The following is a 19341-nucleotide window of genomic DNA, read 5'->3' on the forward strand; positions in this document are numbered from 1 at the left end:
AAAAGAGCGCCTTTTGGCGCTCTTTTTGTGATGGCTGGGATCAGGTCGGGTCGGATTGCAGGGTCGCTACCGGCGTGCGACGGGCCTGCCACCACTGCCAGAGCGGCAGCAGCAGCATCACCAGGGTGACCAGGGTGAAGCCCAGGGTGATGGGGCGCTCCCACAGGAAACTCAGGGAGCCGTCGTTGATCACCAGGGCCCGGCGCAGGTTGTCCTCCAGCATTCCCCCCAGGATGAAGCCGAGCAGCATGGGGGCCATGGGGAAGTCAAGCAGGCGCAGCCCGATGGCCACCAGGGCCACCAGCACCATCACATAGATGTCCATGGTGTTGAAGGAGACCAGATAGACCCCGATCAGCGAGAACAGCAGCACCATGGGGATGAGCACGGGGCGCGGCACTTGCAGGATCTTGGCCAGGTAGGGAATGAGCGGCAGGTTGAGGATCAGCAGCACCACGTTGCCCAGATACATGGAGATGATCACCGACCAGAACACGTCAGGGTGCTCCATGAAGAGGCGCGGGCCGGGCTGGATGCCGTAGGCGATGAGGGCCCCCAGCATCAGGGCCGTGGTGCCGGAGCCCGGGATCCCCAGGGTCAGCAGCGGCACGAAGGCCCCGCTGGAGGCGGCGTTGTTGGCCGCTTCCGGCGCGGCTATGCCGGTCAGACTGCCCTTGCCAAACTCGTCCCGTTTGCCCTTGCGGGCGAAGTTGCGCTCGGCCCCATAGGCCATGAAGGAGGCGATGGTGGCACCGGCCCCCGGCAGCACGCCGATGAGGAACCCCAGCACCGAGGAGCGGGCTATGGGGGGCGCTATCTCCTTTACCTCGTCCCGGCTCAGCTTGAGGGATCCGAGCTGCTGCATCTTGCTCGCCTCCTCCTGGCTGGTGTCCTTGCCCGGGCGCAGCACCGTCATCAGGATCTCTGCCAGGGCGAAGGTGGCCATGGCCAGCAGCAGGAAGGAGAAACCATCGCGCAAGTCCGGGAGACCGAAGGTGAATCTGTCCACCCCGACGCTGCGGTCGATGCCGACGGTGGAGATCATGATGCCAAACAGCGCCATGATCAGCGCCTTGAGCACTTGGCCCTTGCCGGCAAAGGCCGCCACCGCGGAGAGCCCGAGCACCATGAGGGCGAAGTAGTCCGCCGACTGGAAGGCGAGGGAGACCTTGGCGAGCAGGGGCGCTGCCACCATCAGGAAGATGGCCGACAGGGTGCCGCCGACGAAGGAGGCGTAGGCGGCGATGGCCAGCGCCTTGCCCGCCTGCCCCTTGCAGGCCAGCGGATAGCCGTCGATGGCGGTGATCATGCTGGCGGAGCAGCCCGGGGTGTTGATCAGGATGGAGGCGGTGGAGCCGCCGAACATGGAGCCGTAATAGACCCCGGCCATCAGGATGATGCCGGAAGCCGGATCCAGCCCGTAGGTGATGGGGATCATCAGGGCGATGGCGGTGACCGGGCCCAGCCCCGGCAGCATGCCGATGAAGGTGCCGACGAAGCAGCCGACCACCACCATGAAGAGGTTGATGGGCATCATGGCGGTGCCGAGCCCTTGCAGGATTCCGTCTAACATGGGTTCTCCTTATCCCAGCAACTGGGTGAACAGCCGACCCGGCTCGAGATAGACATTGAGCCCCTTGGTCAGCAGGGCCCAGAACATGAGGGTGAAAGGTATGCTCACCTTGCAGGCGAAGGCGAGGCTCTGCTCGCCCATCAGCCGGATGCCGCCGATGAGGAACAAGATGGTGGCGACGAGGAAGCCGAGCCAGCCAAGGGCCAGGCCATAGACCAGCATCAGCCCCAGCAGGGCGAACACCAGCCGCCAGTTGCCGGACTCCTTGCCCAGTCGCTCTCCTCCCGGGGAACAGATCAGGATCAGGGAGAGCAGGACCCCGACACCTGCCAGGGCATAGGGCAGGGTGCTGGCGGTAAAGGGTTCATATTCGTCCCCCGGGTAGCCGGGGATCTGGGTGGCGTGATAGCCGTAGGCGAGGGAGAGCAGCAAAAACAGCAGCCCCCCGAACCTTTCCTTGGTCAGTGGCATGATGACTCCGATGGGCGGGCCTGGCCCGCCACAGGCTGAGGGTTATTTGATGAAGCCGAGCTCGCGCATCAGGCCGCCGATCTGCTGCTCCTGGCTGTTGAGGAAGGCAGTGAACTCGGGACCGGCCTGATACTGGTTGATCCAGCTGTTGCGCGCGCGCACCGCTTCCCACTCCGGCTTGTCGTACATCTGCTTGAGCAGAGCGGCGAACTCGGCGGACTGCTCGGGGCTGACGTCGGGGGAGGCGAAGTAGCCGCGCCAGTTCGCAAACACGGTGGGGTTGCCCTGCTCGGAGAAGGTGGGCACCTGGCTGGCGTCCGGCATCCGCTCGGGGGCGGTGACGCCGAGGATCCGCATCTGGCCGGACTTGACCGCCTCCATCGCCTCGCCAAAGCCGGTGGAGAGCACCTGGGTTTCCCCCGCCAGCACCGCCGCCATGGCGCTGCCGCCGGCGTCATAGGCCACGTAGCGCAGCTTGCCGGCATCGGCCCCCGCATTCTTGAAGGTCATGGCGGCCACCAGGTGATCCAGACTACCGCGGGCGGAGCCGCCGGCAATCTTCACCTTGGCGGGATTGGCTTCATAGGCGGCCAGCAACTGGGCCCAGTTCTGATAGGGGGAGTCCAGGGGGACCGCCAGCGCCTGATAGTCGGCGATGATGGCGGCGACCGGGGTGAGATCCCGGAAGGATTGCGGCAGCTCCTTGGAGAGGGACTTGACGATGATGGGGGTGGAGTTGACCAGCAGCGTCTTGTCGGACTGTGCCGAGGTCTCGATCAGGTGGGCGATGGCCTTGGCGCCGCCGCCGGCCGAGATGTTCTGGTAGGAAGCGGTGTTGATGAGGCCGGACTTGGTCAGAGCCTCGCCGGTGCCACGGGCCGTGTTGTCCCAGCCGCCGCCGGCGCCGCCCGGGATCAGAAAGTGGACTTCGTCTATCTTGGCCTGGACGCCGAGGCTGGCCCCCAGCAGGCAGCAGAGCAGGGTGCGCTTGAAGGTTCCTTGCAACATGGTGTTCTCCTTGTGATTGTTGCGAGGAGGTTAATTAATCATGTCTGATTGGAAAACAATCTGGCCGTAATGGCTATTAAGGCTGTTCTGCCCATTCTGTTCATTCTGGTCATGGGGCAAGGAGGGGCAGACGTGGAAATAAGAAGCGGGGCTCGCCTCTGGTAAAGAGGGAGCCCCGCCTGCAACCGGCATGGGTTTGAGGTGCCTATGATTTCTCTGCTGCCGAGACCTTCTCGACCATCTTCTCCTGCTTCAGGGCCTCGCTGGCCTTCTCCCTCAGTTGCATCTGCTCCATCACCAGCTTGTAGGCGATGTAGTACTTGTAGATGTTGCCCACATAGGTGACCGTCTCGGGGCCGATTTTCTCCGCTGCCACGTACTCGACGTTGTGAAACCAGACGTTGGGATCCAGCCCCCGTTTTCTGGCCTCGGCGCGGAGCCGCGCCACCCGGGCGGGGCCGGCATTGTAGGAGGCGAACGAGAAGAGGGCCTTGTCGAGGGCGGTCATGGGCTCGTCCGCATAGTAGTGATCGATCATCCAGCGCATGTATTTGACGCCGCCGTGAATATTGGGCTCGAGCTTGCGGATGTCGCCGACCTTCAGCCCCTTGCCGGTGGCGGGCATGATCTGCATGATGCCGATGGCGCCCACATGGCTGCGGGCCTGGTGGTTGAGGGCGGACTCCTGGTAGCCCTGGGCCGCCATCAGCAGCCAGTCCATGTCATAGCGTTCGCCATATTCACGGAACAGCTCGACCACCTGCAGGAATTTCTTGCGCTCCGCCTCGGCGGCGGCGCTTTTGACGAACTTGTTCTGCTTGAGATAACGGGCCAGGATCTCGTCCCCCGTCGCCTTGCCACGCAGCGCCTTGATCTGCTCGTTGAGCATGGCGAGCAACTGGGGGCTCTCCTTGCGCACCGCCCAGGCGATGACGCCCCCTTCCCGGAACACGGGGGCGTCGTGAATGGTGATCCCGGGGAAAATCTTTTGCCAGAAGCGGGCCTTGTGCTCGTCCATGACGATGAAGGGGAGCAGGCCCGCATTGAGCATCTCCACCAGATCTTCGTCTTCCAGCACCTCCGAGGCGGGTTGGAGGTCGATGAGGGGCTCTCCCGCCGACTTGCGGGCCTGGTTGTAGGCGAGCAGGCTCTCGTAGTAGCTGGAGGAGGGGCGTACGAAGACGCGCTGGCCCCCGAGATCGGCGGCGCTTTCCAGCTTGGGGGAGAGGGGGCCGGAGACGAGCAGCTCCCGCACGTTTTCAAGCAGGGGATCGGTGAAGGCGATACCCTGCTTCTTGCGCTTGTCCGTGATGGTGAGATTGGCGGCGGCGATGTCGCCTTTGCCCTCGATGAGGGAGGTCAGCAGGGCTTCCCGGGCCACGGGAATGAAGACGAAGTGCACCTTGAGGTGGCGTTTGATCGCCTTTTGCTTGCGCAACTGTTCGTTGAGGCGCTTTTCCACCTGCATGAAGGCATCGTAGGTGACGCCCCGCTGCACGCCCTTGGTGATGAAAAATCCCGTCTTGTTGTAGGTGGTGAGCACTCGGATGGTGCGCTGCTCCAGCATGACGTCGAGATCCCCCAGCCTGGGTCTGGCAAGCTCGTCCCCCTCAAAGCTCAGGGCGCTTTTCTCCGTCTCTTCCTCGGGGGACACCTGCTTGCCGGATTCGGCCCCCCAGGCTGGCGTCAGGGAGCAGAACCACCAGATCACGACCATCCATGCGCGTTTCATCACTTACACCTCGCTCGTTTTATTGAGTGTAAGTGGCGCCTTGTGGGTGATTTAGCTTATTGGGTTTGATAGAGATGGCCCCATAGCACGATTTCCACTATTCCATCCAGGAGTGCCCGCCCATGAAAAAAGGAGCCTCGAGGCTCCCTTTTTTCATGGGCGGGCAGGTACTCGGCGGCTAGAACCAGAAGCCGATGATGAAGGAGCCCGCCAGGGTCAGCATGACGTTGGCCACCGCATAGGTGCCGGCGTAGCCGAGCGCCGGGATGGAGCTGTTGGCCGCCTCGTTCACCACGTCCATGGCCGGGGCGCAGGTACGAGCCCCGGTGATGGCGCCGAGCAGCAGGGCCGGGTTCATTTTGAGCACCCAGACACCGAACAGGTAGCCTACCAGCACCGGCAAGGTGGTCACCAGCATGCCGGAGAAGAGCACCACCATCCCCACTTCGCTCAGGTGATCGAGGATGCCGCCCCCCGCCTTGAGGCCGGTGCTCACCATGAAGACGGCGAGCCCGAGATCCTTGGCAAGGCGCAGGGCGCCTGGTGGCACATAGCCCACCGTGGGGTGGTTGGCACGCAGGTAGCCCATCAGGATCCCCGCCAGCAGCAGGCCGACGGCGTTGCCGAGGCCGAACTCTATCTGGCCGAACACCAGGGAGACGGAGCCGATGAGCAGGCCCAGCACGAAGAAGGTGGCGAAGGCCACCAGATCCGTGGTCTGGCTGTGGATGCTGATGAAGCCTATCTTGTTGGCCAGCAGCTTGACCCGCTGCTTCTCGCCGCTGATCTGTAGCACGTCTCCCTTTTGCAGCATGATGTTGCGATCGAACGGCATCTCTATCTGGGAGCGCACCACCCGGTTGAGGAAGCATCCCTTCTCGGTGAGGTTGAGCTCCACCAGATGGCGACCCACCACGGCATCATTCTTCACCACGATCTCTTCGGTGACGATCTGCAGGTCAAGGAGGTTGCGATCGAACACCTCCTTGCCGTTGCGGTAGTTGACGTCGAGCTTCTCGTGGCTCTCGGGGTAGCCCACCAGGGCGATCTCGTCCCCTTCCTGAATGACGGCGTCACCATCGGGGCTGGCCAGAATGCCGTTGCGGCGAATGCGCTCCACATAGCAGCCTGTGTGAGGATAGATGCCGGTTTCGCGCAGGGTACGACCGCCGATCCAGGCGGCGAGCTCCGGGCCGACCCGATAGGCGCGGATGATGGGCAGATAGGTCTTGCGGCTCTCGCTGTCGGAGAGCCCCCGCTCGCGGGCGATCTTCTGGGCCTCGGTGTTGAGATCCAGCCTGGCCAGGGACGGGAGGTAGCGCACCACCAGCATCAGGCCCACCAGGCCCACCAGGTAGGTCAGGGCGTAGCCTATCCCCATGTTGTCGAGCACCGACTGCATGTCGGTCTGGTGGGGCAGGTTGAGCAATCCGCTTCGCAGGGCGTCCTGTGCCCCCACCAGGGCCGGCGTGGAGGTGAGAGAACCTGCCAGAATGCCGGCGGCCATGCCGGGCCCCAGATTGAAGAACTTGGCGAGCCCCACGGTCAGCAGCAGGGCCGACAGCAGGATCACCAGGGTCAGGGTGATGTAGTGGATGCCGTCGCGAAGGAAGACGCTGAAAAAGTGCGGCCCCGCTTCAATCCCCACGCAGAAGATGAACAGCATGAAGCCGACGTTTTCAGTGGAGGTGGAAAACTGGAATCCCATCTGGCCAAACAGCAGGGCGGTGAAGAGCACGCCTATGGTGTTGCCTATCTGGAAGTTGCCGATGCGTACCTTGCCCAGCAGCAGCCCGAAGGCCAGTACCACGAACAGCAGCAGGGAGTCGCTTTGATGTAGCAGTGTCACGAAATCTATGGTCATGCCCGGAAAAACCGAGGAAAAAAGTGGGGTCGATATTGTGCCGGATCCTGTATCAAGAAAGAAGCGCCAAAGCGGATTAACAGCCAGTTAAGTGCTGGTCTCTTCGGTGAAGATAGGGATGCGAGGGGTGGCTGGGGAAAACACCTCTATTTTACGCTGCAAGGCCCGCTGTCAATGAGTGAAATATGCTGTCGAGCAGAGAGGGGATGACGCTCCTGTGGACAATTTATTACCTGCTGCATGGGGAGCAAACGGGCATGTTTTTCAGCATTTTCTACTGAGGAAATTGAAGGGTAACAAAAGAGACTCATGACTCATCCGGCGAGGGCTGACCCGCAGGACGCGGCATAGCGAAAAAAAATCCCCCACAGGCAGCACCGCGAGTCGATTCATCCCATTTAGGGGGGAAGGGAAAAACAGCAGAAAATGGGGAAGAGCGGGGGCAGCCATCGCAAACCGGGGACAATGGCTGCCAGCCCAGATGAACCGTGGCTTTGGTCAAGTTACCCACAGAAACTGTGGATAACCCTGTTTGTGAAACTTGGCGATCAGGCTGAAAGCCGCGCCAATACTGGGCTGCAAGGACTGTTCAAAAAATACCTGCAATAAATTGTTTCTATAAAAATCAAATAGTTATGCGCAGCAGAACAAAACGCTGCTGGTCAGTATCGGGAGATCAAAAGGGAGTCAGGCCGCAGGAAAGGGCTTGTGCATTAAAATTGGAAGAGGAAAGCACTAAAGTGGATAACTTGCACCGAGATGGTGAGGAATTGGCTCCCCCGACTGGACTTGAACCAGTGACATACGGATTAACAGTCCGCCGTTCTACCGACTGAACTACGGGGGAACATCAGGCAAGGAGGTGCATCATACAGAGGTCGTATTTCGGGGTCAATAGCCATCAGGGAGGGTGAGCGGATACCCAGCTCCTTCAACTCGGGGTACACTGCACCCTTGCCGTTTTTTGCCGGGAGTCGTCATGAGCAAGTTATTCCAGTTGGCCAGCCAGTTTCAACCCGCCGGGGATCAGCCGAGGGCCATCGCCCAACTGCTCGATGGCATCGAGTCGGGACTGGCCCACCAGACCCTGCTCGGGGTGACCGGTTCAGGCAAGACCTTTACCATGGCCAACGTCATCGCGACCCTCAATCGTCCCACCATGATACTGGCCCCCAACAAGACCCTGGCGGCCCAGCTCTACGGGGAGATGAAGGAGTTCTTCCCCGACAACGCGGTGGAGTATTTCGTCTCTTATTACGACTACTACCAGCCCGAAGCCTATGTGCCGACCACGGACACCTTCATCGAGAAGGATGCCTCCATCAACGATCACATCGAGCAGATGCGGCTGTCAGCCACCAAGGCGCTGCTGGAGCGGCGCGACGTGGTGATCGTCGCCTCGGTATCGGCCATCTATGGTCTGGGGGATCCCCAGGCCTACCTCAGCATGATGCTGCACCTCAAAGTGGGGGACGTGATCAATCAGCGGGATATCCTGCGCCGCCTCGCCGAACTGCAGTACACCCGCAACGACATGGCCTTCCAGCGCGGCACCTTCCGGGTGCGGGGGGAGGTGATCGACATCTACCCCGCCGAATCGGACAAGCTGGCCCTGCGGGTGGAGCTCTTTGATGAAGAGGTAGAACGCCTCTCCCTGTTCGATCCCCTGACCGGTGCCATCGAGCAGACGGTGGTGCGCTACACCATCTACCCCAAGACCCACTACGCCACCCCGCGGGAGACCATCCTGGGTGCCATCGAGCACATCAAGGAGGAGCTCAAGGGGCGGCGCGAGCAGTTGATGAGCCTCAACAAGCTGGTGGAGGAGCAGCGCATCAGCCAGCGCACCCAGTTCGACATGGAGATGATGCAGGAGCTGGGTTACTGCTCCGGCATCGAGAACTACAGCCGCTACCTCTCCGGTCGCGCGCCGGGTGAGCCGCCTCCCACCCTGTTTGACTACCTGCCGGGGGACGGCCTGCTCATCATCGACGAATCCCACGTCACGGTGCCGCAGATCGGCGCCATGTTCAAAGGGGACAGATCCCGCAAGGAGACCCTGGTGGAGTATGGCTTCCGCCTTCCCTCGGCGCTGGACAACCGGCCCCTCAAGTTCGACGAGTTCGAGGCGCTGATGCCGCAGACGGTGTTCGTCTCGGCGACCCCGGGCCCCTACGAGCTGGAGAAGTCCGGCGGTGACGTGGTGCAGCAGGTGGTGCGTCCCACCGGGCTGCTCGATCCCGAGGTGGAAGTGCGGCCGGTCAGCACCCAGGTGGACGATCTGCTCTCCGAGATCCGCAAGCGGGTGGCGGTGGAGGAGCGGGTGCTGGTCACGACACTGACCAAGCGGATGGCGGAGGACTTGACCGAATACCTGGCGGATCACGAGGTACGGGTGCGCTATCTGCACTCGGACATCGATACCGTGGAGCGGGTGGAAATCATCCGCGACCTGCGCCTTGGCAAGTTTGACGTCCTGGTGGGCATCAACCTGCTGCGCGAAGGCCTCGACATGCCGGAAGTCTCCCTGGTGGCCATTCTGGATGCGGATAAAGAGGGCTTCCTGCGCTCCACCCGCTCCCTCATCCAGACCATCGGCCGGGCTGCGCGCAACCTCAACGGCAAGGTGATCCTCTACGGCGATACCATCACCAACTCCATGAAGGTCGCGATCGAAGAGACCGAGCGGCGCCGCGCCCTGCAACACGCCCACAACCTGGAACACGGCATCGTGCCGAAGGGGCTCAACAAGGCCATCGGCGATGTGATGGACATGGGGGGCAGCCGCACGGCGGGCAAGGCCGGCAAGGGGAGTCGCAAGGCTGCCGAACCGCAAGGGGAGTACCATGCCCGCTCTGCCAGCGAGATCAGCAAGGAGATCAAGCGGATGGAAGAGCAGATGTTCCAGCATGCGCGGGATCTGGAGTTCGAACAGGCGGCGGCGCTGCGGGATCAGATCCAGCGGCTGCGCGGCGAGCTGATCGAGTCATGAGCGCCAGACGCTGGCTCATCTGGCGGCGTTTGCGCCGCCTCTATCAGGGCTTTCGCCACCCAGGCACGCCTTGGTGGGCGAAGGGGCTGGTGATCCTTATCCTGCTCTATGGCATCAGCCCGGTGGACGTTGTCCCCGATGTGGTGCCTCTCCTTGGCTGGCTCGACGACGCGACCCTGTTGCTGCTCCTCTTGTGGGGCTGGGAGAAATGCCTGCCCGGTGAGGTGCTGGCCGCTCTGGACAAGGCCGAGTGAGCAGAACCCTACGTTCAGGGAAAGGGAAAAAGAAGGGGGATTGAATGACTCCCTTCATGGAGTTCGAAAAAGGGGACCATGGGGAGATTGTGAGCCAGGTCTCATTGGCGTAGACTCCACGCCGTTCACTTCATGGGTACCAAAAAATGGATCTGATCCTCTTTGCCATCGACTTTATTCTGCACGTTGACGTGCATCTGAAAGAGCTGTTTGAAAACTATGGGATCTGGGTTTACGCCATCCTGTTTCTCATCATCTTCTGCGAGACCGGGCTGGTGGTGACCCCCTTCCTGCCGGGAGACTCCCTGTTGTTTGCGGCAGGAGCCCTCACCGTGGGCAGCGTGCTGGACGTGCACACCCTGGCCGCCGTGCTGATCATCGCCGCCGTGATGGGCAACGTGGTGAACTACACCATAGGCCACTTCTTCGGTGAACAGCTGTTTCGCAACCCCGATTCCAAAATCTTTCGTCGGGACTATCTGGTCAAGACCCATGCCTTCTATGCCAAGCATGGCGGCAAGACCATCATCATCACCCGCTTCCTGCCCATAGTGCGGACCTTCGCCCCCTTCGTGGCGGGCATGGGGGCCATGACCTATCCCCGCTTCCTGGTGTTCAACCTGGTGGGGGGGCTCTTGTGGGTGCTCTCCTTCGTCTATGCCGGCCACTTCTTTGGCAATCTGCCGGTAGTGCGCCACAACTTTACCCTGCTCATCTTCGGCATCATCGCGGTCTCCTTGTTGCCCATGGTGATCGGCATGGTGAAGGCCAGGAGAAGTGCCAGCAAGGCTACCTCCGAAGGCGCGTGACATCGTCGTGCACGACATGAAAGAAGGGAGCCGATGGCTCCCTTCTTGTTGGGAGGCTGAGTGGCAGGTCGCCGCTGCGCCCTTTGACCCGCTTGTGGCCTGTTACGATGATGCGCACCCGCAGGCAACCACTTCATTGGCAGAACAGGGAGAAGGAGATCCGGCCCTCTGGGCATGGGCCGTGAGGTGATAAAAGAGGAGATAAAAAGGGAGCCATGGGCTCCCTTTTTAGGGTCGAGTGAACGACTAGTTGCAGCAGCGCCCTTTTATCAGGTTGCCAGCAGCCACGATGACGAACACCAGCAGGTAGGCGGCAAAGATGACCACGAGCCACTGCGGCATGGAGAAACCGAGGAACTGCCAGCTGATCTCGCTGCAGTCGCCGTCCGGGTAGAACATCCAGGGAACCCACTTATCCAGTGGTGCCCAGGCAGGGAAGTCAACAAATCCCTCGCATACGTTGAAGGGGGAGGGGTTCATCTGGTAATCCACGTGCTTGAGCGCCAGTTTCAGGCCCCAGAAGGCGCTGTAACCCCACAGGAGCATGGCACTCCAGCGCAGGTACCAGCGCTCTGGCGCGACCATGCCGAGGAGGCCGGCCGTGAGCACGCCGAGGAGGGCGATACGTTCATAGATGCACATCACGCAAGGGTGCAAACCCAGCACGTGCTGGAAGAAGAGGGCGCAGAGTTCCAGTGCGAAAGCGGAGGCTGCCAGCAATCCCCAGGCCAGACGGTGACTGGCAATGCGGCGAAGATACTCGATCATCTGATTGATCTCTCAGAGAAAAATAGTGGCTGAATTAGAGCAGAGCCCCATCTGAAAAGAAAGGGGCCGAACAGCCCCTTTCATGATCAGTGTGTGGACGGGGTGGGCAGTGGCTGTGCCCCATGATCCAGCAACCACCCAGCCTGATAGAACCATTCGGTTGCAGGACCGAGGAGCAGTTCCACGGAGAAAAAGCCGACAAGCCCCAGCACCAGGGTATAGGGCAGCGCCATCCAGACCATGCGGCCATAAGAGAGGCGCAGCAGGGGAGCGAGGGCCGAGGTGAGCATGAACAGGAATGCGGCCTGGCCATTGGGGGTGGCGACCGACGGCAGGTTGGTGCCGGTGTTGATGGCCACGGCCAGCAGATCAAAATGCTCGCGATTAATGGCGCCGTTGATCAGGGCGGTCTTCACCTCGTTGATGTAGACGGTGCCGACGAAGACGTTGTCACTGACCATGGAGAGCAGACCGTTTGCCAGGTAGAAGAGGGCAAGCTGATCCTCCGGCTTGGCCGCCAGTACCCACTGGATCACCGGCTTGAACAGCTGTTGATCGATGATGACCGCCACCACGCTGAAAAAGACGGTGAGCAGGGCGGTGAACGGCAAAGCCTCCTGGAATGCCTTGCCAAGTGCGTGTTCTTCAGTCACGCCGGTGAACGCCGTCGCGAGCACGATGACCGTCAGGCCGATCAGCCCGACTGCAGCCAGATGGAGGGCAAGACCCGTGATAAGCCAGGTGGCAATCAGCGCCTGGACGATCAGCTTGGCCTTGTCCTGCGGGGTACGTTGTGCGTCTTCGTCGCGCTCGTAGGATTCCATGATGTGACGCACGGGCTCGGGCAAGCGGGCGCCATAACCGAACCAGCGGAATTTTTCGACCAGGATGCAGGTCAGCAGGCCGCAGATGAAGACCGGGATGGTGACTGGCGCCATGCGAATGGCAAATTCACCGAAGTGCCACCCCGCCTGTTCACCGATGATGAGGTTCTGGGGTTCGCCGACCAGGGTGCAGACGCCCCCCAGGGCGGTACCGATGGCGGCGTGCATCATCAGGCTGCGCAGGAAGGCACGAAATTCGTTCAGATGCTGGCGGGAGAGCTCGTCAATCTCTTCGTCATCATGATGCAGATTGCCGGACTCATCCCGGGAGGCCACCTTGTGGTAGATGGCGTAGAAGCCGGTTGCGACGCTGATGACCACGGCGATCACGGTCAGGGCATCAAGGAACGCGGAGAGGAATGCAGACACCAGGCAGAAGGCGAGAGATAGCAACGTTTTGGAGTGGATGCGCACCAGCATCTTGGTAAAGACGTAGAGCAGCAACTGCTTCATGAAGTAGATGCCGGCCACCATGAAGACCAGCAGCAGAAGCACTTCGATATTGGCCACCAGCTCATGCTTTATCTGGTTGGCGGAGGTCATGCCGATGAGCACGGCTTCGATGGCCAGGAGTCCGCCCGGTTGCAGCGGATAGCACTTGAGGGCCATGGCCAGGGTGAAAATAAACTCGACAACCAGCAGCCAGCCGGCCAGGAAGGGATCAACGTAGAAAATGATCGGGTTGATCAGCAGGAATAGAACGATGGCAATTTTGTACCATTGCGGAGCATTGCCCAAAAAGTTCTTTGTAAACGCGCGCCCTAGGCTGATTGGCATAATGATGGTTCTCTGTTCTGTTGTTGATATCTGCATCTATGCAGTCGAGCCCGACCCGAGCCGAACATCCGGATATTCACCTGTATCAGATTGATTGCACATGATTTTAATCAAGGGAGCGATAACTATAAATAAGCTCGCTGAACTTGCCCAGCGAGCAAACGCTTATATCCCCATCATTTGGTGTTGGTTGACTCCCCACTTGTTGCTGTATACATATTCTTAACAAAAAGATCGGGGTAATGTGAGCAGAGGACCGACCTTCTGCTTGCCAGCATGACCGGCTTTGCTATTATTCGGGGGCCTTTTTACGCACTACAACAGAGTCATTACATGGTCATTAAAGCGCAAAGCCCTGCCGGGTTTGCCGAGGAATACATCATCGAGTCCATCTGGAACAATCGCTTTCCTCCTGGATCCATTCTGCCGGCGGAGCGCGAGCTGTCCGAATTGATCGGCGTGACTCGCACTACCTTGCGTGAAGTGTTGCAGCGCCTTGCCCGTGATGGCTGGCTCACCATCCAGCATGGCAAACCGACCAAGGTCAACAATTTCTGGGAAACCTCCGGTCTCAACATCCTGGAGACCCTGGCGCGTCTCGATCAGGACAAGGTGCCTGATCTGGTGGCACAGCTGCTCTCTGCCCGGACCAACATCTGCACCATCTTCATCCGTGGCGCCATTCGCAACAACCCGGAACAGGCCGCCGAGATACTGCGGGGGGCCGATGATGTGGAGAACACGGCAGAGGCCTATGCGGACTTCGACTACCGTTTGCATCACCAGCTTTCGTTTGCCTCTGGCAACCCCATCTATGCCTTGATCCTCAACGGTTTCAAGGGCTTGTACAGCCGGGTTGGCCGCTACTATTTCTCGGACAAGCAGGCGCGGGAAACCGCAGATGCCTACTACAAGACGCTGCGCAAGCTGGCCGAAACCAAGGATCACGAAGCCGTGTTCATGACGGTACGCCAGTACGGCATCGAGTCTGGCAAGCTTTGGACCCGTCTGCGTCAGGACATGCCAAGCAACCTGTGTGACAACTGATTGCCCTGACCCAAGAAAAACGCGCCTGATGGCGCGTTTTTTTATGCCCGGTACTGACGTCAGGTCATGCTCTTGCGGTCCGGACAACGGCCGATGATATCTGCGGATAGCTCGCCATTGTCCTGCTCCAGCACCACATCGAAGCCCCACAGCTGATGCAGATGCTTGAGCACCTCGTGGCGTGACTCGCCAAGGGGGATGCGGTTGTGGGGAACATAGCGCAGGGTCAGGGAGCGATCGCCTTTCACTGCCACGTTGTAGACCTGAATGTTGGGCTCCAGGTTGCTCAGGTTGTATTGAGCGGACAGGGTGCTACGCACCAGCCGGTAGCCCTCTTCATTGTGAATGGCGGACACCTTGAGGTAGTTCTTCAGATCGTCGTCATCGATGGCAAAGAGCTTCATGTCGCGCATTACCTTGGGACTGAGGAACTGGCTGATGAAGCTTTCGTCCTTGAAGTTCTGCATGGCGAAATGCAATGTCTCGACCCAGTTGGTGCCAGCGTAATCGGGGAACCAGTATCTGTCTTCCTCGGTCGGGTGTTCGCAGATGCGACGCAGGTCCGTGAACATGGCAAAGCCAAGGGCGTAGGGGTTGATCCCCGAGTAATACCGGCTGTTGTAGGGGGGCTGATAGACGACGTTGGTGTGGCTGTGCAGCACCTCCAGCATGAAGCGATCGCTGATTTTTCCCTCGTCATAGAGATGGTTGAGAATGGTGTAGTGCCAGAAGGTGGCCCAGCCCTCGTTCATCACCTGCGTCTGCTTCTGCGGGTAGAAGTACTGACTGATCTTGCGCACGATACGCACCACCTCGCGCTGCCAGGGCTCGAGCAGGGGGGCATTTTTTTCGATGAAATAGAGGATGTTCTCCTGAGGCTCGGCAGGATAGCGCCTGTCTTCCACCCCGGCAATCTTGTGCTGCTTGGGCAGGGTACGCCACAGCTCATTGACCTGGGTTTGCAGATAATCTTCCCGCGCCTTCTGGCGTCGCTTCTCCTCGGCCAGAGAAATCTTCTGGGGCCGCTTGTAACGATCCACCCCGAAGTTCATCAGGGCATGGCAGGAGTCGAGCAGTTTCTCCACCGCATCGATGCCGTGTTTTTCCTCGCACTCGGTGATGTAGTTCTTGGCAAACAACAGGTAGTCGATGATGGAGGAGGCATCGGTCCAGGCCTTGAACAGATAGTTGTTCTTGAAGAAGGAGTTGTGACCATAGCAGGCGTGGGCCATGACCAGCGCCTGCATCGGCATGGTGTTCTCTTCCATCAGATAGGCGATGCAGGGGTCCGAGTTGATGACGATCTCGTAGGCGAGTCCCATCTGGCCGCGCTTGTAGTTGCGTTCGGTGTGGATGAAGCGCTTGCCGAATGACCAGTGTTGATAACCGATGGGCATGCCCACGCTGGAGTAGGCATCCATCATCTGCTCTGCGGTGATCACCTCGATCTGGTTGGGATAGGTGTCGAGCCGATAGAATTTGGCGACCCGGGCTATCTCCTGGTGATAAAGCTCCAGCAGATCGAAGTTCCAGTCAGGACCATCGTCCAGCGGCGCTATCTTTCTTGCGGTTTCTACCATATGTGATCCCTCAAGCCGCTTGCTTCTTGAACAATTCCCGGAACACCGGATAAATGTCCTCGACCTTGCGAATGTGCTCCATGGCGAAGTGGGCGTATTGCTCTGTCACCGCCTCATATTCGTGCCACAGGGTCTGGTGGGCGCGGGTAGTGATCTCGATGTAGGAGTAGTAACGCACCCGCGGCATGATGTCGCGCATCAGGATCTCCCTGCACTGGGGTGAGTCATCGGCCCAGTTGTCACCGTCCGATGCCTGCGCCGCATAGATGTTCCACTGGTTGGCGGGATAACGTTCGTTGATGATGTCGTTCATCATCTTGAGCGCACTGGAGACGATGGTACCGCCGGTCTCCTGGGAGTAGAAGAACTCGTGCTCGTCCACCTCCTTGGCCTGGGTGTGGTGGCGAATGTAGACCACCTCGACATTCTTGTAAGTCCGGCTCAGGAATAGATAAAGCAGGATATAGAAACGCTTGGCCATCTCTTTGGTAGCCTGATCCATGGAACCGGAGACGTCCATCAGGCAGAACATCACCGCCTGGCTCGAGGGGACGGGCCGTTTGACAAAGTTGTTGAATTTGAGGTCGAAGGTGTCGATAAAGGGGACCGCATCGATCCGCCGTTTCAGCTCCCTGATCTCTTTTTCAAGTTGCGCCATTTCGGCGAAATGGTCGTTGGGCTCGCAAGCCAGCTGGGCCAGGCGCTCCTCCAGTTCACGCAACTGACGTTTCTTGCCTGCCTGCAGCGCCATGCGCCGCGCCAGCGAATTTTGCAGGGAGCGCACCACGTTGATGTTGGCAGGCACCCCGTTGGAGGTGTAGCCGGCCCGGTAGGTCTTCATCTCCATCAGCTGGTTGAGCTGGGTCTTTTGCAGCCGCGGCAGTTCCAGATCCTCGAACAGCAAGTCCAGGTACTCGTCCTTGGAGATCTGGAAGACGAAATCATCGACGCCCTCTCCTTGATCCGAGGCCTGGCCCTCGCCACTCCCCTGGCCGCCGCCACCCCCTTTGGGCCGGTCAATCTTGTCACCAGATACGAACTGGTCGTTGCCCGGATGCACCATCTCCCGTTTGCCGCCTTGCCCCTGATGAAAATGGGGTTCCCCGATGTCCTTGGTCGGGATGCTGATGCTCTCACCCTTGTCCACGTCCTGAATGCTGCGCTTGGAGACAGCATCCGAGACCGCTTGTTTTATCTGCTTCTTGTAGCGGCGGATGAAGCGCTGCCGATTGACAGCGCTTTTGTTTTTGCCGTTGAGCCTGCGGTCGATAAAATGCGCCATAACTCCCCCTTGAACACGGCAGGGTCAGGATGATTTGCGTACCCTGAGATACCATTCGGAGAGCAGTCGCACCTGTTTGCGGGTGTAGCCTTTCTCCATCATCCGTTCGACAAAGTTATCGTGCTTCTTCTGCTCCTCGGCCGAGGTTTTGCTGTTGAAGGAGATAACCGGCAGCAGCTCTTCCGTGTTGGAGAACATCTTCTTCTCGATCACGGTGCGCAGCTTCTCGTAACTGGTCCAGTTGGGGTTACGGCCTGCATTGTTGGCCCGGGCACGCAGCACGAAGTTGACGATTTCGTTACGGAAATCTTTCGGGTTGCTGATCCCGGCAGGTTTTTCAATTTTCTCCAGCTCGCTGTTGAGAGACGCTCTGTCAAACAGCTGGCCGGTTTCGGGGTCACGATACTCCTGATCCTGGATCCAGAAGTCGGCGTAGGTGACGTAGCGATCGAAGATGTTCTGACCGTACTCTGAATACGACTCGAGGTAGGCGGTCTGGATCTCCTTGCCGATGAACTCGACGTAGCGCGGAGTCAGGTAACCCTTGATGAACTCCAGATAGCGATCGTGCAGCTCTTGCGGGAACTGCTCGCGCTCTATCTGCTGCTCCAGCACGTAGAAGAGGTGCACCGGGTTGGCGGCCACTTCCGCGTGGTCGAAGTTGAAGACGCGGGAGAGGATCTTGAACGCGAAGCGGGTGGAGAGGCCGTTCATGCCCTCGTCGACACCGGCATAGTCGCGATACTCCTGGTAGCTCTTCGCCTTGGGATCCGTGTCCTTGAGGCTCTCGCCGTCATAGACCCGCATCTTGGAATAGAGGCTGGAGTTTTCCGGCTCTTTGAGTCGCGACAGCACCGAGAACTGGCCCAGCAGCTCCAGAGTACCCGGTGCGCATTTGGCCTCGGTCAGCTCGCTGTTGAACAGCAGTTTTTCATAGATCTTCACCTCTTCCGAGACGCGCAGGCAGTAGGGCACCTTGACGATGTAAACACGGTCGAGGAAGGCTTCGTTGTTCTTGTTGTTGCGGAACTGCTGCCACTCGGATTCGTTGGAGTGGGCCAGCAGGATGCCGTCGAAGGGGAGGGCGGAGAGCCCCTCGGTACCGTTGTAGTTTCCCTCTTGTGTCGCCGTCAGCAGCGGGTGCAGCACCTTGATGGGCGCCTTGAACATCTCGACGAACTCCATCATCCCCTGGTTTGCCTTGCACAGCGCACCGGAGTAGGAGTAGGCATCGGCATCATCCTGGGCGAAGTGTTCCAGCATGCGGATATCGACCTTGCCGACCAGGGAGGAGATGTCCTGGTTGTTGTCGTCCCCCGGTTCGGTCTTGGCGATGGCGATCTGATCGAGGATGGAGGGGTTTACCTTCTCCACCTTGAATTTGGTGATGTCGCCGCCAAACTCGTGAAGGCGCTTGGCGACCCAGGGAGACATGATGGGACGCAGATAACGGCGAGGGATGCCGTACTCCTTCTCGAGGATTTCGCCATCTTCGTCGATGTCAAACAGGCAGAAGGGGTGATCGTTCACCGGTGAGCCCTTGATGCGATAGATGGGCACTTTTTGCATCAGGGATTTGAGTTTCTCTGCCAGCGAGGATTTACCGCCGCCAACCGGTCCGAGCAGATAGAGGATCTGTTTCTTCTCTTCCAGGCCCTGAGCGGAATGTTTGAGATAGGAGACAATCTGTTCGATGGCCTCTTCCATGCCATAGAAGTCTTTGAAAGCGGGATAACGCGCGACGACGCGGTTGGAAAAGAGACGGCTGAGACGTGGATTGGTCGAGGTGTCGATCATTTCCGGCTCGCCGATGGCGGTCAGCAGACGTTCGGCGGCAGAGGCGTAGCAGGATTTGTCCTGTTTGCACATATCCAGAAACTCCTGGATGCTGTACTCCTCCTCTCTGGCCTTCTCATACCGCTGTTGATAGTGCTCGAAGATGCCCATAACTTAGCCCTCGTTATAGTCGCTTGCCCTGAAAAAGAGTGGATCACTACTTTTGTTCTGTTTACCTCTTAAGCCTAGTCAACAGCCCCCAGTAATCCATCGCCATCATTGGTTTAAGTTTGTGCGGGAGCTTCCCGATCCTCGTGCGGGAAGAAGCAGTAAGTGACATACCTATGTTACTGACTGTTAAATTATTTTTGCCACGACAGTGATGCAAATGTCAAAGACATAAAAAATAAATCTTTGCGTGCCAGAGGGAGAAAATGGTGACGCTCTGTTTTGTCAGGGGGCGGTGCCAGCAAGGGCAAGGGCGGCAGGGAATAGAGGGTGAAAGTGCATGTCGCTTACGTCAA

The 19341-nt window shown here is 59.4% G+C and carries 14 protein-coding genes and 1 tRNA gene; 4 read left to right on the forward strand and 11 right to left on the reverse strand.

Annotated features, from left to right (window positions below):
- Positions 1–40 precede the first annotated feature (40 nt).
- From AB5Y68_RS16640 to AB5Y68_RS16665, 6 genes are all read right to left on the reverse strand, one after another.
- Entirely contained in the window at positions 41–1573 is a 1533-nt protein-coding gene (locus AB5Y68_RS16640; protein WP_039041029.1) for a tripartite tricarboxylate transporter permease, read from the reverse strand.
- Positions 1574–1582: 9 nt separating this feature from the next.
- Positions 1583–2044, reverse strand: a complete 462-nt coding sequence (locus AB5Y68_RS16645) for a tripartite tricarboxylate transporter TctB family protein (protein ID WP_039041030.1) — start codon at positions 2042–2044, stop codon at positions 1583–1585.
- Positions 2045–2086: 42 nt separating this feature from the next.
- Positions 2087–3052 (reverse strand): tripartite tricarboxylate transporter substrate binding protein, encoded by a 966-nt coding sequence (locus tag AB5Y68_RS16650; protein ID WP_039041031.1) that lies wholly within the window; start codon positions 3050–3052, stop codon positions 2087–2089.
- Positions 3053–3257: 205 nt separating this feature from the next.
- Entirely contained in the window at positions 3258–4784 is a 1527-nt protein-coding gene (locus tag AB5Y68_RS16655; protein WP_039041032.1) for a lytic transglycosylase F, read from the reverse strand.
- 178 nt (positions 4785–4962) lie between these two features.
- Complete coding sequence (locus AB5Y68_RS16660) at positions 4963–6648, reverse strand: aspartate:alanine antiporter (protein WP_029314601.1); 1686 nt, start codon at positions 6646–6648, stop codon at positions 4963–4965.
- 771 nt (positions 6649–7419) lie between these two features.
- Positions 7420–7495, reverse strand: a tRNA-Asn gene (locus tag AB5Y68_RS16665).
- Between the two features lie 132 nt (positions 7496–7627).
- On the opposite strand from AB5Y68_RS16665, the gene uvrB reads away from it, so the two are divergent.
- The 3 genes from uvrB (at position 7628) to AB5Y68_RS16680 (ending at position 10703) form a co-directional block, all read left to right on the forward strand.
- Complete coding sequence (uvrB, locus tag AB5Y68_RS16670) at positions 7628–9640, forward strand: excinuclease ABC subunit UvrB (protein ID WP_010674911.1); 2013 nt, start codon at positions 7628–7630, stop codon at positions 9638–9640.
- Positions 9637–9894, forward strand: coding sequence for a DUF1232 domain-containing protein (locus AB5Y68_RS16675; protein WP_010674910.1), 258 nt, complete (start codon positions 9637–9639; stop codon positions 9892–9894). The genes uvrB and AB5Y68_RS16675 overlap by 4 nt, the downstream gene beginning before the upstream one ends.
- A gap of 146 nt (positions 9895–10040) precedes the next feature.
- Positions 10041–10703, forward strand: coding sequence for a DedA family protein (locus AB5Y68_RS16680; protein ID WP_039040866.1), 663 nt, complete (start codon positions 10041–10043; stop codon positions 10701–10703).
- Positions 10704–10949: 246 nt separating this feature from the next.
- On the opposite strand, the gene dsbB is transcribed toward AB5Y68_RS16680, so the two are convergent.
- Both dsbB and nhaB read right to left on the reverse strand, forming a co-directional pair.
- On the reverse strand, positions 10950–11471 hold the full coding sequence (gene dsbB / locus AB5Y68_RS16685) for a disulfide bond formation protein DsbB (protein ID WP_010674908.1): 522 nt from the start codon (positions 11469–11471) through the stop codon (positions 10950–10952).
- 86 nt (positions 11472–11557) lie between these two features.
- Positions 11558–13132, reverse strand: a complete 1575-nt coding sequence (gene nhaB / locus AB5Y68_RS16690; RefSeq protein WP_039040867.1) for a Na(+)/H(+) antiporter NhaB — start codon at positions 13130–13132, stop codon at positions 11558–11560.
- Between the two features lie 333 nt (positions 13133–13465).
- Between nhaB and fadR the strand changes: the two genes are divergently transcribed.
- The gene (gene fadR / locus AB5Y68_RS16695) at positions 13466–14179 is read left to right on the forward strand and encodes a fatty acid metabolism transcriptional regulator FadR (RefSeq protein ID WP_010674906.1); all 714 of its coding nucleotides are present in this window, start codon (positions 13466–13468) and stop codon (positions 14177–14179) included.
- 59 nt (positions 14180–14238) lie between these two features.
- On the opposite strand, the gene AB5Y68_RS16700 is transcribed toward fadR, so the two are convergent.
- From AB5Y68_RS16700 to AB5Y68_RS16710, 3 genes are read right to left on the reverse strand one after another with little or no spacing between them, the layout of a single operon-like run.
- Entirely contained in the window at positions 14239–15759 is a 1521-nt protein-coding gene (locus AB5Y68_RS16700) for a SpoVR family protein (protein ID WP_039040868.1), read from the reverse strand.
- Between the two features lie 10 nt (positions 15760–15769).
- Entirely contained in the window at positions 15770–17041 is a 1272-nt protein-coding gene (locus AB5Y68_RS16705; protein WP_039040869.1) for a YeaH/YhbH family protein, read from the reverse strand.
- A gap of 24 nt (positions 17042–17065) precedes the next feature.
- On the reverse strand, positions 17066–18988 hold the full coding sequence (locus AB5Y68_RS16710; protein ID WP_010674903.1) for a PrkA family serine protein kinase: 1923 nt from the start codon (positions 18986–18988) through the stop codon (positions 17066–17068).
- Positions 18989–19341 lie beyond the last annotated feature (353 nt).

Origin of the sequence: Aeromonas sp. R6-1, assembly GCF_040908165.1 — a bacterium.
In the GTDB taxonomy this organism is placed as follows: Bacteria; Pseudomonadota; Gammaproteobacteria; order Enterobacterales; family Aeromonadaceae; genus Aeromonas; species Aeromonas caviae.

Excerpts from the sequence above, each read along its gene's own strand:
- nhaB (WP_039040867.1), bottom strand. The coding sequence starts at position 13,132 with ATGCCAATCAGCCTAGGGCGCGCGTTTACAAAGAACTTTTTGGGCAAT.
- AB5Y68_RS16645 (WP_039041030.1), bottom strand. The coding sequence starts at position 2,044 with ATGCCACTGACCAAGGAAAGGTTCGGGGGGCTGCTGTTTTTGCTGCTC.
- uvrB (WP_010674911.1), top strand. The coding sequence starts at position 7,628 with ATGAGCAAGTTATTCCAGTTGGCCAGCCAGTTTCAACCCGCCGGGGAT.
- AB5Y68_RS16650 (WP_039041031.1), bottom strand. The coding sequence starts at position 3,052 with ATGTTGCAAGGAACCTTCAAGCGCACCCTGCTCTGCTGCCTGCTGGGG.
- AB5Y68_RS16710 (WP_010674903.1), bottom strand. The coding sequence starts at position 18,988 with ATGGGCATCTTCGAGCACTATCAACAGCGGTATGAGAAGGCCAGAGAG.
- fadR (WP_010674906.1), top strand. The coding sequence starts at position 13,466 with ATGGTCATTAAAGCGCAAAGCCCTGCCGGGTTTGCCGAGGAATACATC.
- AB5Y68_RS16675 (WP_010674910.1), top strand. The coding sequence starts at position 9,637 with ATGAGCGCCAGACGCTGGCTCATCTGGCGGCGTTTGCGCCGCCTCTAT.
- dsbB (WP_010674908.1), bottom strand. The coding sequence starts at position 11,471 with ATGATCGAGTATCTTCGCCGCATTGCCAGTCACCGTCTGGCCTGGGGA.
- AB5Y68_RS16705 (WP_039040869.1), bottom strand. The coding sequence starts at position 17,041 with ATGGCGCATTTTATCGACCGCAGGCTCAACGGCAAAAACAAAAGCGCT.
- AB5Y68_RS16660 (WP_029314601.1), bottom strand. The coding sequence starts at position 6,648 with ATGACCATAGATTTCGTGACACTGCTACATCAAAGCGACTCCCTGCTG.
- AB5Y68_RS16700 (WP_039040868.1), bottom strand. The coding sequence starts at position 15,759 with ATGGTAGAAACCGCAAGAAAGATAGCGCCGCTGGACGATGGTCCTGAC.
- AB5Y68_RS16680 (WP_039040866.1), top strand. The coding sequence starts at position 10,041 with ATGGATCTGATCCTCTTTGCCATCGACTTTATTCTGCACGTTGACGTG.
- AB5Y68_RS16655 (WP_039041032.1), bottom strand. The coding sequence starts at position 4,784 with ATGAAACGCGCATGGATGGTCGTGATCTGGTGGTTCTGCTCCCTGACG.
- AB5Y68_RS16640 (WP_039041029.1), bottom strand. The coding sequence starts at position 1,573 with ATGTTAGACGGAATCCTGCAAGGGCTCGGCACCGCCATGATGCCCATC.